The sequence below is a fragment of the Ruegeria sp. AD5 genome, from assembly GCF_056542345.1.
Map to the genome: position 1 here is coordinate 648,070 of NZ_JBQFZR010000002.1, position 13,706 is coordinate 661,775.

Consider the following 13,706-nt stretch of genomic DNA (forward strand, 5'->3'; position numbering starts at 1 on the left):
TCTGACGAGCCCCGCTACATCTTGTGGCGGGGCTCCGAGTTTTCGCGGTTTTCCACAAATTCCAGTGGCATTCCTCTTTCGGTCGGGCGGAGGTTCCAGTAACCTTGGCGCAAATGACCGCATAGAATTCTCGGGGGACAGATGGGCCTGGTTTTTCGCTGGCTGGTGAGACTTACGACAGGCCTGATCCTGCTGGCAATCGCTGCTGTGGGGTTGGTCTACTTTCTGGCCAGCCAATCCCTGCCTGAATACAATCAAACCCTTGAAGTTGAAGGAATAACTGCCCCTGTCGAGATCGTTCGCGACACTGCAAATGTGCCGCATATACTGGGCCAGTCCGACCCGGACGTGTTCTTTGGTCTGGGCTATGCCCATGCACAAGACAGGCTGTGGCAGATGACCATTCTGCGTCGGACCGCACAGGGCCGCTTGTCCGAAGTGTTCGGCCAGCGCACGGTAGCCATCGACAAATTACTGCGCCGTTTCGATCTTTACGGACTCGCCCATCGGTCAGTCGAGTTTCAGGACGACTATACCAAGGCCGCGCTTCGCGCTTATTCCGCAGGGATCAACGCCCGGCTTACCGAGATCAACGAACAGGCGCTTGGACGTGGCGCCCCCGAGATGTTCCTGTTCAACGCCCCCGTTCCCCCATGGCAGCCGGGCGACAGCGTAGCGATTATCAAGCTGATGAGCCTGCAGCTTTCCGGCCATCTTGCTGATGAAGTGTTGCGCGCACGCACATCGCTGATGCTGGATAATCCCGCGCGGCTGGCCGACATTCTGCCCGACGTCCCCGGCCCCGGTATTGCCGCGCTGCCCGAGTATGCTGATCTGTTTCCAGACCTTCCGCGCTATGCCCAAGGCACCCCGATGCCCGACACGCCGCTGTCGCCTTTCCCGCAGCGCGGGCTGGCAGGTGCGTCAAATGCGTGGACCGCCGCGCCGTCCCGCTCGGCCAGCGGTGGCACGTTGCTGGCAAACGATCCGCATCTGGGCCTCACCGCCCCGGGTATCTGGTATCTGGCGCGGCTGGAACTGGCCAAAGGCGGCGTTATCGGTGCAACCATTCCAGGCGTACCGGCAATCTCAGCCGGACGGAGTGAGCGCTTGGGCTGGGGCCTTACCTCATCCTATCTGGACGATCAGGACGTTCACATCGAACAACTGAACCCCGACAATCCCGAAGAATACCTTACTCCAGACGGCTACAAACGCTTTCAGACCCGCCCTTCGATTATCGAGATCAAAGACGCCGCCCCAATCACCCTGACCCTGCGCTGGACCGAGAATGGACCGGTTCTGCCGGGCACGCATTATGATCTGGAAACCATCACACCACCGGGCCATGTCGCGTCTCTCTCGTGGAGCGCGCTAAGCCCCCGCGATACATCCATGAGCGCCTCTTTGGCGCTGATGAATGCCGATTCAGTTCGAGACGCCATTGACGCGGCCGAGGACTATATTGCCCCTTCGCAAAACTTGTCGCTTGTCGATAAAGACACGATCGGCATGAAACTGGTCGGCGCAATGCCCCGGCGCGATCTGAACAATCAAAGCCGAGGCCGCATTCCCACCCCCGGCTGGCTGGAACGGAACCGTTGGCAGGGCCGCCTGCCCTATTCAGACAATCCTGAATTCGTGGCCCCGGTCGGCGGAGTTCTGGGTAACACCAACAACAAGATTATCGACCGGCCGTTCCCGCGCCATGTGTCGTACGAGTGGGGCGACACCCAGCGGGTCAATCGCTGGGAACGCCTGATGCAATCGCGCGAGGTACATACGCGTGACAGTTTTATCGAAGCGCAGTTGGACACGGTTAGCTTTACAGCGCGATCACTGCTTCCTCTGATCGGCGCCGACCTCTGGTTTACCGGTGAGTCGGCACCCGAAGGCACGCCCGAACGGCAGCGTCAGATCGCGCTGGATCTGCTGGCCAACTGGAACGGTGAGATGAACGAGCATCTGCCGGAACCCCTGATCTACGCCGCATGGTTGCGCGCGCTGCAAATCCGCCTGATCTCGGACGAACTTGGCCCGCTGGCTGCCGAATACAAGCATGTCGAGCCGCTGTTTATCGAACGGGTGTATCGCGATATCGACGGTGCCTCGGTCTGGTGCGACGTGGTTCAGAGCGCTCCCGTTGAAAATTGCACCGACATGGCACGACTGGCCCTGGATGACGCGATCATTTGGATTTCCGAGCGCTATGGCCCCGCACTCGAATCTTTACGCTGGGGCGATGCGCATCAGGCCACGCAGGACCACCCTGCGCTGGGCCAGGTTCCGGTGCTGCGGTTTTTCGTCAACATCCGCCAATCCACCAGCGGTGGCGATAACACACTGCTGCGCGGGCGCACGTCAGGCGAAGGACCGGACCCGTTCCAGAATGTGCATGGCGCAGGTTATCGTGGCGTCTACGATTTTGCGGACCCCGATAGTTCGGTTTTCATCACCGCAACTGGCCAGTCAGGCCATTTCCTATCTCGCTATTATGACGATCAGGCCCAACTATGGCGGCGCGGGGAATACATCCCTATGTCGCTGGATATCGGGCTTGCCCGTGCAGCGGCAGTTGGTGTGACCGTCCTGAACCCGCGCTGATCTGATCGGCAAATCCCCGCCCCTTTTTGAACCTCGCGTGGCGCACCCCTTCTTTATCGCCTAAACTCGTCTGGCCGTCGCATTGCACGAAGGGGGAAAATGCATGGGCAGCTTTCGAGACACCTTAAACAATCTCGCACGCGATTATGCGATCGCCTGGAGCTCGGGCGATCCCGACTTGGTCACCAGTTTTTTCGCCCCCGAAGGTCAGATCAGCATTAATCGCGGTGAGCCCCTGCGCGGCCATGCCGCAATCGCCGAAATGGCTCGCGGGTTCTATGCAGAATTCCCCGATCTTGAGGTGCGTTGCGATATGATGCGTTGGGCCGGAGGGCATGCCATTTTTGTCTGGACCCTCGAAGGCCATCACGCCGAGACCGGCAACCGTGTCGTTACACGCGGCTGGGAAGAGTGGGAGCTTTCAAAGGACAACAAGGTGCTATCATCGCTTGGGTGGTTCGATGCAGAGGATTACCAGCGCCAGATAGACGGTACCTAGAACGCCGCGAAGCGGGACGCCTGCTTGTCAGTCCAGAGCACCGTGATCTCGAACCCCTCTTCGGTCTGATCTTCAGACCTGACCACATCCTGACGATAGAGCCACGCGCGTTTGTCACCATCGGCAAAGCCCAGTTTCAGGATAGTCTCATGCCGCGCGCCCTGCAGGATCGTGGCGATTTCAGACAGCAGCGGATCAACACCTTCGCCCGTTACGGCCGATATGGCAAAGATCGCCGGATCACGCTCGGCCCGGGCAAGCGCGGCTTCGCGGTCTTCCGGGCTCAGCAGATCGATCTTGTTCCAAACCTCCAACCGGGGGCGACTGTCCTCGACACCCAAAGAGTTCAGGATCGCCTCAACATCCCGTGCCTGTGCCTCGGTTTCTTCATGGCTGATATCGCGGACATGCACGACCAGATCAGCCCCCAGAACCTCTTCCAGCGTGGCGCGGAAGGCCGCAACCAGTTCCGTGGGCAAGTTCGAGATGAAACCCACGGTATCGGACAGGATCACCTCGGGGCCATCCGGCAGCTCAACCCGCCGCATGGTTGGGTCCAGCGTGGCGAACAGCATGTCTTTTGCCATCACCTCGGCCCCGGTTAGGCTGTTGAACAGCGTGGATTTCCCGGCGTTTGTATAGCCAACAAGTGCAACAATCGGGTATGGAACCTTCGCGCGCGCTGCGCGGTGTAAGGTGCGGGTCTTCACCACTTTTTGCAATTGGCGGCGCAGGCGGACCAGTTGTTCATCAATGGCACGCCGGTCGGCCTCGATCTGAGTTTCACCGGGACCACCCACAAACCCAAGGCCACCGCGCTGACGTTCCAGGTGAGTCCAGGCCCGAACCAGTCGCGTCCGCTGATAGCTAAGCGCGGCCATCTCAACTTGCAGCACACCTTCACGGGTACGCGCACGGTCGCTGAATATTTCCAGAATCAAACCGGTCCGGTCGAGGATTTTGACCTTCCACGCTTTTTCCAGATTGCGCTGCTGAACCGGAGTTACTGGCCCGTCGATCAGAACCAGCTCGATCTCATTGTCTTGGAGGCGTTCGGCCAGTTCCTCGATCTTGCCGCTGCCGAACAGAAAACCAGCCTGCGCGCGCGGTAGGCGCACTATTTCGGAACCGACCAAATCCAGATCGGGCAAAGCGGCAGCTAGTGCCACCGCCTCTTCCAGCGCTGGTTCGGGGACACGGCGCTGTTCATCTGATTTGATTTCGGGATGCAGCACCCAAGCCCGGGTGCGCGCCCTCTCATGTTCCATCAAGAGGCGTCTTCGCCCTCATAAAGGTTGATCGGCTGTGACGGCATGATGGTCGAAATCGCATGCTTGTACACCAACTGCGACTGTCCGTCGCGGCGCAGCAGCACGCAGAAGTTATCGAACCAGGTGATTACACCCTGCAATTTCACACCGTTGATCAGGAATATTGTGACCGGGACCTTTGCTTTCCGTACATTGTTCAGGAACGCGTCCTGCAGATTCTGTCTGTCCGAAGCCATATTTTGTTATCTCGCCATTGTTCTTGCTACGCGCTGCGGACCAACGCGCTCCCTCCGGCAGAGTATGGAGTGCCGCGCACAGATATTCCAGATGAAAAATCAGGCAGTAACACCAGGTGCCTGACGCAGGGTCAATCGCGCCACAGCGTTGGCGTAATCAGTGCCACGATCGCCAGAGTTTCCAACCGCCCGATCACCATCGCCGCGCAGACCGTCAACTTGGCCCCGCTGGAAAGATCAATCAGACGTATGGGCACATCCGTTGCCAATTCTATCAACGGCCCCGTGGTGCTGAGTGCAGCAACGCTAAGCAGCATGGCCTGTTCAAAACCTACGCCCATGACGGCCAGCAACAAATCGAACAAGGCCAACGTCAGGGCGAACATCATCAGGAAGATCCAGGCGATGAAGGCACCGTCGCTTTGAATGCGGCGGTTGCCGCCACCCTCTCCGCTGACCGAAGAAGGATAGATCAGTCGATCAATCTCGCGCTTGCCATTCAGATAGAGCGCAAAAACCCGCAACAGCTTTACCCCACCCGCAGTCGTCGCCACGCCTCCTCCGACCAGGGCTAGCCCCATCAGGATCAGGCCCGGTGTGCTCAAGCCCGACAATTGCTGCGCGTCGTTCCAGTTGGCGCTTTCAAATCCGGCCGTGGTCAGAAACGACATCGCCGTAAACATGAACCCCCAAAAAACGCCAAGTGCTTGCCGCACTTCGACGGCAATGTTCAGTTCGGCCGTTCCAGCCAAAAACCGGATGAACAGCAGCACAGCGACCGCCAGCACGATGAAGATGCCAATCCGAAATTCTGGGTCTTTGTCCAGCCGCGAATACCCTGAGGTCGCTGTATCGGTCGAAAAGGTCAGCCGCGACAGGGCAAAGAACAGGAACAGGAACAGGATCGCCTCGCCAGTGATTCCTGCGGTCGATCCTTCCAATCCACCGACAGGTGATATGCCGGAAGTCGCAATCACTGACATCGCGTGGCTCACGGCAGTAAGCCCTTGCTCACCTGCGATCAACAGCAGGATCCAGATCACAGCTGTCAAACCCGCATAGACGGGTGCCAATGTGCGCGACACGCGGATCAGATGGCCGCGTGGATCGGACTTCTCGCTCTGTGCCACGCCCGAGACGGGACGCCCTGGTTGCCCCCGGGCTGTGACTTCGAAACCGCCCAACGACAAGGGCGCCAGAATCGCGGCCGCCGAGATCCACATCAGCAATCCGCCCATCCAACCGACCAACGCGCGCCATAAGTGCAACGGCGCCGAAAGGCGTGCGGGATCGGGGAACAGATCAGCGCCGGTTGTGGTCAGCGCGCTGACCATATCGAAATAAGCGTTCAGGAAGCTGGTTGTCCCCAGCGCATCGTGAAACGGAATAGCAAGAAATATCGGCAGTACGGTAAAGGCGGCCAGCAGAACCGCTAATTGGCCAAGCGTTCCCCGCCGTGGTCGTCGGTTCGACATGGCCAGAGCTATGATCGACACCGCAAAAACACCCAGCAATCCGGAATAGAAGAATGACCGTGAGGTGGCGTGATCATCCAGCGCCAGCGCATAAACTGCGGGTATCCACATTGCCAGCGACACGATACCCCAGATCATCAGCAGCAGCGGCAATCGCCGCAATACTCCGATCCGTTGCTGTCCGCGTGCCTGCAACATCAGAAGAAATCGATTGAAACCTGCATCAGACGCTCAACCTCGGGCACATCTTTGGCCATTGCAAAGATCGCCACCACGTCTTTCTCGTCGATGCGCAGGCTGCCGGTCGGGCGCAGAACCTCGTCACCTTTGCGTACTGCGCCGACCAGAACGCCTTCTGGGAAATCGATGTCGCGCAGTTTTTGTCCAGCCATGGGCGAGGTTGATAGCACCTCGGCCTCGATTACCTCGGCCTCGGCATCACCAATGGAATACACCTGACGCACGCGCCCGTGCCGAATGTGACGCAGGATCGAACTGACAGTGGTGGCACGCGGGTTGATATATGCGTCAATCCCCAGCGGTCCCATCAAAGCGACCATGCTGGGGTCGTTGATCAGGGCGATGGCCAGTGGACAACCCTCTCCCTTGGCGCGTACCGCGGCCAGCATGTTGGTGCGATCGTCATCCGTGACCGCCAACATCGCGTCGGCGCGCTCAATCCCTGCTTCGCTCAACAAAGATGAATCCAGGCCGTCGCCGTTCAGAACAATCGTCCGCTCCAATGCTTCGGCAGCGATTTCGGCGCATTTGCGGTCACGCTCGATAATCTTGGCACGCACCCGGCTTTCGCGCTCTTCCAGTGTGCGGGCCACTTCCAACCCGACATTACCGCCACCGACGATCACCACACGATCTTGCTTACGCTGGGCCTTGCCGAACACCTCCATCGTACGTTCAACGTCCTTGACGCTGGTAAAGACGTAGCATTCGTCGCCTACAAACAGCTGGTCCTCGGATTCCGGTGCAAACAGCGTCCCTTCGCGGCGCACACCAACCACAATCGAGCTGAGCGTGGAAAACAGGTCGGTCAATTGTCGCAGCGGTGTGTTGACGATTGGGCAGTCTTCCTCGACCCGAATGCCCAGCAGCTGAGCCTTTCCATCCATGAATATCTCAGTATCGAAAGCAGAAGGCGCCGAAAGACGGCGCATCGCTGCGGCGGCAACTTCGCGTTCCGGGCTGATCACTACATCAATGGGCAGATGATCGCGGCGGTAGAGATCGGAATGGATTGCTTCAAGATAGGATTTCGACCGCAAACGCGCGATCTTGCGCTGGATCGAAAAAACCGAATGCGCCATCTGGCAGGTGACCATATTCACCTCATCCGAATGGGTCGCGGCGATGATCATGTCGGCGTCGCGGGCCCCTGCACGATCCAGCACATCCGGATAACTGGCGAACCCCGCGATCCCCTGCACGTCCAGCGTCTCGGTCGCGCGACGTACCAGATCGGGATTGTTGTCGACCACCGTCACATCGTTCAGTTCGCCCGAAAGGTGACGCGCAATCTGCCAGCCGACTTGACCGGCACCGCATATGATGACCTTCATGCTCTTGGCCTTTCTGCCTGAAATCTTTGAATGACAGATGCCCCCAAAGCGGTCAATTGAATTGTCATGCCTCCTAAGCTGCGCCAAAGTAAGCATATGAAAACCATTCTGCCTGCTCTGATTTGCCTGCTGACGCTGTCCGCCTGTGGTCCGCTTTCTTTGTATTATCGCGAAGGTGAGAGCGTCTCGCGGATGCAGACCGAGACCACGAACTGCCAGGTGCAGGCGCTCAAGGACGCCCCTGTCGCCAATCAGGTCCGGCAGAGCCCGCCAGTCTATTGGCCCGGGCGCACCTATTGCGATGGCCGAGGACGCTGCTATCGCAACCCCGGATGGTGGGAGCCTGGGCGGGTCTATACCGTCGACGTGAATCAGGGGCTGAGAAACAAGGTCGAGGCGCAGTGCATGGCCCAAAAGGGCTATCGCCCGGTCAGCCTTCCGCCTTGCAAACAAGGTGTCAAATCGCGGGTCACGCCCACGCGCACCACGACGCTCCCGCCGCTGAACAGCGCGTCCTGTTTCGTGAAATTCGACGACGGGTCATTTCAGATCATCACTCCGGGACAAGCCGGCTGATTTGCGACGCCGCGCCAGCAGCAGATGCGCTATGATCGCGATGCTATAGAACGCGGCGACGGCTACAAACATGCCAGCCTCATCGACGCCCAGCAATATCGCCAGCAATACCGGGGTTCCAAGCAGGTTTCCGGCATTGCCCATCTGCGCCATCGCACCATAACTCAGGGCTTGGGCTTCGGTGGTATCGTTTAACTCTGGCACTGCGGCGAAGCTGCCGCCCTGTACAAGCCCGAGCACGGCAAACAAGGCGATACATCCGAACGTAAGGGGCGCCCCCAGAAACAATGCGATGATCGTCGCGATCCCCAGCACAAAGCCCAGATTGACGACGCTGACGCAGGACAGGACGGTCAACAGCAAGGGCACCAGCAGCCATGACAGTACAATCCCTGCCAGGGGCATAAGTGCTGCAATCGATGCGCCCTGCCCTTCGGGTAAACGCCCCGGCAGGATCGCTAACAGAGAAACAAATGTCAGCGTGTAAAAGAACCAGCCAATTGCCGGGGCCGAAATAAAGGGTGAGCGGTAGGTCCTGATATGCACATCAAGGAAGGTGGAGAGCCCCCACCCGGCACCCTCCGTCTGGCCCATGTCGGTTTTCAGATCGCTAAGCGCGATCAGCGCGGCGATCAGCAGCATCAGACCCCCGTGCATGGCAAAGTATGTGGGCAGTCCGAAACGATCGACGATGGGAAGCCCAACCCAAGCGTTTAATGCGAATGCAACGCCAAAGAATGTACTCCACAGCACCATGGAATTATACCGCGCCCGACCGGATGTGATCTGAGCAATCAGCGTTGGTGCCGCTACCACAATCGCTAGATGTGACAGCCCCTCAATCACCCGGCTGAGCAGCATCAGTTGAAAAACCGGCAAGCTTGCTTGCAGCAAAGATAATGCGCCGCCGAGCACCAGCCCTGATAGCAATAGACGATTTGGCCCAATACGCGCTGTGATCGCTCCGGATATCGCGCCCAAGGCAGCCCCCATTAGACTGATAATGGACAGCAACCAGCCGATCACGGCAGCATTGTCCGGGTACAACAGCCCCACATCAGAAAATGGTACGGCAATCTTTGCAAATTGGGTTGCCGCACCGAGGCCAGCAAACCAGATCAGCATGACCTGCAAGAATGTGCGAAAAGAGTCACTCATGCAGCCGGTCTATCGCGCCTAACCTGCCAGCGGAACACATAAATTATGCGGTGACTTCGCGCCGCCCGCTGACCAGACGGACCGGAGTACCATCACCCAGATACAACCGCTCCCACACGATTTGCCCGGCGCTGATCCTGATTTGATCATGCACAGCCTCGGAAGTCAGAAACGCTTTGGGTGAAGGCGAATGCAAATCCCACCAGCCATCTTTCTGCAGTTCTGCTTCGGCTTGCCTGATCTCATCCGTTGCAAATTGCCAAAGCGAAACGCCCAGCAAGGCGCGCTGTGAGGTCTTCCAATCCCGCGCCCGGCTGCCCGAATAAGCAAGGCAGGTATGGCTGGCCTCTTCGACAAGGTGCAAGCACTCTGCCGAATGAACGACCAGACGTTTCAGCGCAGAATCCTGCACCCGAACCGGCCCCAACGCTGCAAAAACGGACTGTTGAATATGCGGCGATGGCGTTTGACCCCCGTTTTCCCACCGGGAAATCGTGGTTTGGTCGACTTCAATCAGATCTGCGAGGGCGGATTGCTTAAGTCCAACCGACCGCCGCAACCGCTTCAACCGTTTACCAAAGGCGGGAAAACCGATGGAAACGGCTGCGGTCTTTGTATTCGGCGCGGCAATCACTCGGCTGGTTCGGGCTCGTCAATCTGAGCCACCCGCGCACCGGATTTGTTCGAGGTCACGACGCCCAGCGACTTGAGCTTGCGATGCAAGGCGCTGCGTTCCATGCCGACAAAACTGGCCGTGCGGCTTATGTTGCCACCAAACCGATTGATCTGGGTCAGCAAATATTCACGCTCGAACGCTTCGCGCGCCTCACGCAGCGGCAGCGTCGCCAGTGCGCCAGACAGTACCACGCGCCCGGACTCGTCGGATTTCTCTTCTTCGTTGGGCAACTCGCGGGCCTCGATCGGGCCAGTGCTGTCACCAAGGATCAGCACCCGCTCGATCAGGTTCTTCAGCTGACGCACATTGCCCGGCCATGTCATCGTTTGTAGCAAAGCAATAGCCTCATCCGACAGCTCGCGCATCGGCAGACCCTGTGTATCGTTGCACATCTCGATGAAATGTTGCGCCAGAACCGGGATGTCCTCTCGCCGTTCCTCCAGCGAGGGAACCGCAATCGGCACCACATTCAGCCGGTGATACAGTTCTTCGCGGAACCGTTCGGCGGCGATCTCTTCTTCCAGATCGCGGTTGGTCGAGGAAATGACCCGCAGATCAACCCGCACCTTGTCAGAGCCACCGACACGCTGGAATTGCTGATCAACCAACACGCGAAGAATCTTGGACTGCGTCCCCAGCGGCATGTCAGCGACTTCGTCGAAGTAGACAACGCCGCCATGCGCCTCTTCCAGCAGGCCTGACTCGATTCCGCGCTCAGACGATTCTCGTCCGAACAGAACTTCTTCAACCCTCTCAGGTTCAATCCCCGCACAATTGACCGTCACAAATGGGGCATTCGCCCGGTTGGAATGGGCATGGATATAGCGCGCGGCAATTTCCTTGCCCGACCCAGCCGGCCCGCTGAGCATAACCCGGCCATTCGACTTTGTTACCTTGTCCAACTGCCCTTGCATCGCGCGAAACGACGCAGAATTGCCAATCATGTCTGAACAGCTGACTTCCTGCCGCTTCAGCGAGGCATTCTCGCGACGCAGGCGCGAGGTTTCCATCGCGCGACGGATCACAACCATCAACTGGTCAATATTAAAGGGCTTTTCGATAAAGTCGTACGCCCCCTGCTTGATAGCCGCCACTGCAATCTCGATATTGCCATGTCCGGAAATGATCACCACCGGAACATCCGGGTTGTCCCGTTTTACAGCTTTCAGGATGTCGATCCCGTCCATCCGGCTATCTTTCAGCCAGATATCCAAGATCAACAGTCCGGGAGGTTCAGCATTGATCGATGACATGCACTCATCCGAGTTTGCCGCCAACCGGGTGGAATAGCCTTCGTCCTCCAGAATGTCGGACACCAATTCGCGAATATCGCGTTCGTCATCTACGATCAGAATGTCGCTCATCTTTGGCCTGCTTTCAGTTTGTTTGTTTTAATCGCCTGTTTTTCCGGCGCATTTGTCGGGCCGCCTGAGGCCCCGGGTAGACGAATGACAGCCATTGCGCCGAAATGGTCCTGTCCGTCGAATGTGGGCGCGTCTTCCAATGTCAGCGCTCCGCCATGTTCTTCGATGATCTTCTTTACGATGGGCAGGCCAAGGCCGGTGCCTTCGTCACGCGTGGTCACATAAGGTTCGAACAGCCGTGCCCTGTCCTCGGGCAGACCGATGCCATTGTCCGCAATGGTGATCTGCGTTCCTGCATCGTCAGTGGAGACAACGACTTTGATCTGAGGTTTCAGATTGTCCGGTGCGCCTTTTTCTTTCAGCGTTTCAATAGCCTCGCCCGCGTTCTTGATCAGGTTCGTCAACGCCTGGCTCAACATGGTCGAATCCACATCCGCCAAAATGGGCTGTTTAGGTAAGTCCGCATCGATCTGAACATCAGGCTGACCCGCCTGCTGCAACAGAACCGCCTCACGCACTAGCGTCACGATATTCTCTTCGCGCCGTTCCGGTTCGGGCATGCGTGCGAATTTCGAGAACTCGTCAACAATCCGCCGCAGATCATTGGTCTGCCGCACGATCACGTCGGTCATCGATTCCAGGCTATCGCAATCGTCCTCGTCCAGCTTGCGCGAGAATTTGCGTTTGATTCGCTCGGCGCTCAGTTGGATCGGTGTCAGCGGATTCTTGATCTCATGCGCAATGCGACGGGCCACATCACCCCACGCCGCCATGCGCTGCGCGCTTACCAGATCGGTCACGTCATCAAAGGCCACAACGTAGCCTTCCAGCCTTCCATCCTCGCCACGCCGCGTCGCCATGCGTACCAGTAAGTTCTCCAACCGGCCTTTACGGGTTACCTTGATCTCCCCCTGAACCGCCTCTTGCCCGCTGTCCTTAAGGGCTTCGAACAAAGGCAAAAATTCGGGAACAGCGATACCGATAGCCAGGTTTTGCTCTCCACCAGACCAGCCCAGAAGACGTTCAGCGGATCGGTTCACGAAGGTCACACAACCCTCTGAATCAACGCCAACGACACCGGATGTCACCGAGCTTAGAACTGAATCAAATAGCCGCCTTCGACGTTCGATATGGCGTGTGTTTTCCAACAGCGTGTCGCGCTGCCCCTTCAACTGACGAGTCATCTGGTTGAAGTAGCGGCCCAGCATCGCGATTTCGTCGTCGCTGGCCTCTTCGATGACCTGAACACTAAGATCACCAGCACCAACGCGTTGCGCCGCCGTTGTCAGCCGTCCGACAGGGCGAGAAAGACGTTCGGCGAACCACATGCCCAGCGACATCGCGGCCAGAATCAGGATCACAGCAAAGCCGAGATACAGAAGGCCGAATTCGAACAGGACCCTGCCCCGCTCGCTTTCCAGTTGGCTGTAGAACTGTGCTGTCTCTTTGGTTTCATCAAGCAGGGTCAGAAGCTGCCCATCAACCTCGCGACTGACATAAAGATACCGGTCAAGATAGGCATGCAAAGGAACAAGCGCGCGGAATTCGCTGTTCTCCCAATCGGCAATGATGGCCACGCCCTGATCATTGGCCTCGATCATCTCTTCGGGAGTTGGTGCCTCGTAGTCGAACAGGTAGGACCGATCACCGCGCGATCGGATTTCGGCGCTGCCATCGATCACATAGGCCTCGCGCAAACCGCGTTGTATCTGGGCCTGCCCCTGGGCCAGAACCTCTCGCAATTCGGCGTCTGAGACAAAATAATCCAACGATCGCGCGTTATCGAGGAAACGCGCCAGAACAACCGCATCCTGCGTCAGGCCCTCGCGGTGTTCCTGTTCGTAAGCTTCGGCTGCAGTTAGTGACGACCCAACCACCTGCCGCACACGGTCCGAGAACCAACCTTCAAGGCCGATATTCACCGTCAGCCCGGCGAAAATCGCCACGGTGACCGTCGGCACCAAAGCCAACAGCGTGAAAGCGCCGATCAGGCGCAGGTGAAGACGGGAGCCCGCAGATTTCGCGCGACGTGCGGCGATCAGACTGAACAATTGGCCCAACACCAGCGCAGCTACGACCAGCACGTAGACCAGATCAGCCAACAAAATCAGCCGCAGTGTCGGTGCCGCCGCGCCAAGATCAAAAGGACCAATGACGAGATAGGTTGCAAGCGCCAGAACCGGGCCCAGCATAACCAATCCCAAGGTACTGAAATTGCGCATCCTCCGGGACTTGCGCCACCGGTTGATCGATAGGATCGGCCCGTTCTGTGC

At 58.2% G+C, this 13,706-nt stretch carries 11 protein-coding genes; 3 read left to right on the forward strand and 8 right to left on the reverse strand.

What is annotated here, in order from left to right; genetic code table 11:
- Positions 1-141 precede the first annotated feature (141 nt).
- Both ACR0JG_RS11780 and ACR0JG_RS11785 read left to right on the forward strand, forming a co-directional pair.
- Positions 142-2,604: a penicillin acylase family protein gene (locus ACR0JG_RS11780; RefSeq protein ID WP_170567136.1), complete on the forward strand. Its 2,463-nt coding sequence runs from the start codon at positions 142-144 to the stop codon at positions 2,602-2,604.
- Between the two features lie 103 nt (positions 2,605-2,707).
- Positions 2,708-3,103, forward strand: a complete 396-nt coding sequence (locus ACR0JG_RS11785) for a nuclear transport factor 2 family protein (RefSeq protein WP_480569930.1) — start codon at positions 2,708-2,710, stop codon at positions 3,101-3,103.
- Here the strand turns inward: ACR0JG_RS11785 and hflX are convergent.
- From hflX to trkA, 4 genes are all read right to left on the reverse strand, one after another.
- Positions 3,100-4,371 (reverse strand): GTPase HflX, encoded by a 1,272-nt coding sequence (hflX, locus tag ACR0JG_RS11790; RefSeq protein ID WP_480569933.1) that lies wholly within the window; start codon positions 4,369-4,371, stop codon positions 3,100-3,102. The genes ACR0JG_RS11785 and hflX overlap by 4 nt on opposite strands.
- Positions 4,371-4,610, reverse strand: a complete 240-nt coding sequence (gene hfq / locus ACR0JG_RS11795; protein ID WP_005982826.1) for an RNA chaperone Hfq — start codon at positions 4,608-4,610, stop codon at positions 4,371-4,373. Before hfq ends, hflX begins: the two co-directional genes overlap by 1 nt.
- Before the next feature lie 131 nt (positions 4,611-4,741).
- Positions 4,742-6,283 carry a TrkH family potassium uptake protein gene (locus ACR0JG_RS11800; protein WP_170396867.1) on the reverse strand — a complete coding sequence of 514 codons (1,542 nt, stop codon included), beginning with the start codon at positions 6,281-6,283 and terminating at the stop codon, positions 4,742-4,744.
- Entirely contained in the window at positions 6,283-7,659 is a 1,377-nt protein-coding gene (gene trkA, locus ACR0JG_RS11805) for a Trk system potassium transporter TrkA (protein WP_170396865.1), read from the reverse strand. Before trkA ends, ACR0JG_RS11800 begins: the two co-directional genes overlap by 1 nt.
- A gap of 96 nt (positions 7,660-7,755) precedes the next feature.
- Here trkA and ACR0JG_RS11810 point away from each other — a divergent pair, with 96 nt between their 5' ends.
- On the forward strand, positions 7,756-8,235 hold the full coding sequence (locus ACR0JG_RS11810; protein ID WP_170406102.1) for a hypothetical protein: 480 nt from the start codon (positions 7,756-7,758) through the stop codon (positions 8,233-8,235).
- Here ACR0JG_RS11810 and ACR0JG_RS11815 read toward each other — a convergent pair.
- The 4 genes from ACR0JG_RS11815 to ACR0JG_RS11830 are packed head-to-tail and all read right to left on the reverse strand — an operon-like array spanning position 8,200 to position 13,655.
- Positions 8,200-9,393: an MFS transporter gene (locus ACR0JG_RS11815; RefSeq protein WP_170509608.1), complete on the reverse strand. Its 1,194-nt coding sequence runs from the start codon at positions 9,391-9,393 to the stop codon at positions 8,200-8,202. The genes ACR0JG_RS11810 and ACR0JG_RS11815 overlap by 36 nt on opposite strands.
- A gap of 43 nt (positions 9,394-9,436) precedes the next feature.
- Positions 9,437-10,027: a helix-turn-helix transcriptional regulator gene (locus tag ACR0JG_RS11820; protein WP_480453721.1), complete on the reverse strand. Its 591-nt coding sequence runs from the start codon at positions 10,025-10,027 to the stop codon at positions 9,437-9,439.
- On the reverse strand, positions 10,024-11,433 hold the full coding sequence (ntrX, locus tag ACR0JG_RS11825; protein ID WP_170396856.1) for a nitrogen assimilation response regulator NtrX: 1,410 nt from the start codon (positions 11,431-11,433) through the stop codon (positions 10,024-10,026). The genes ACR0JG_RS11820 and ntrX overlap by 4 nt, the downstream gene beginning before the upstream one ends.
- Positions 11,430-13,655 (reverse strand): sensor histidine kinase NtrY-like, encoded by a 2,226-nt coding sequence (locus ACR0JG_RS11830; protein WP_480571092.1) that lies wholly within the window; start codon positions 13,653-13,655, stop codon positions 11,430-11,432. The genes ntrX and ACR0JG_RS11830 overlap by 4 nt, the downstream gene beginning before the upstream one ends.
- Between the last annotated feature and the right edge of the window lie 51 nt (positions 13,656-13,706).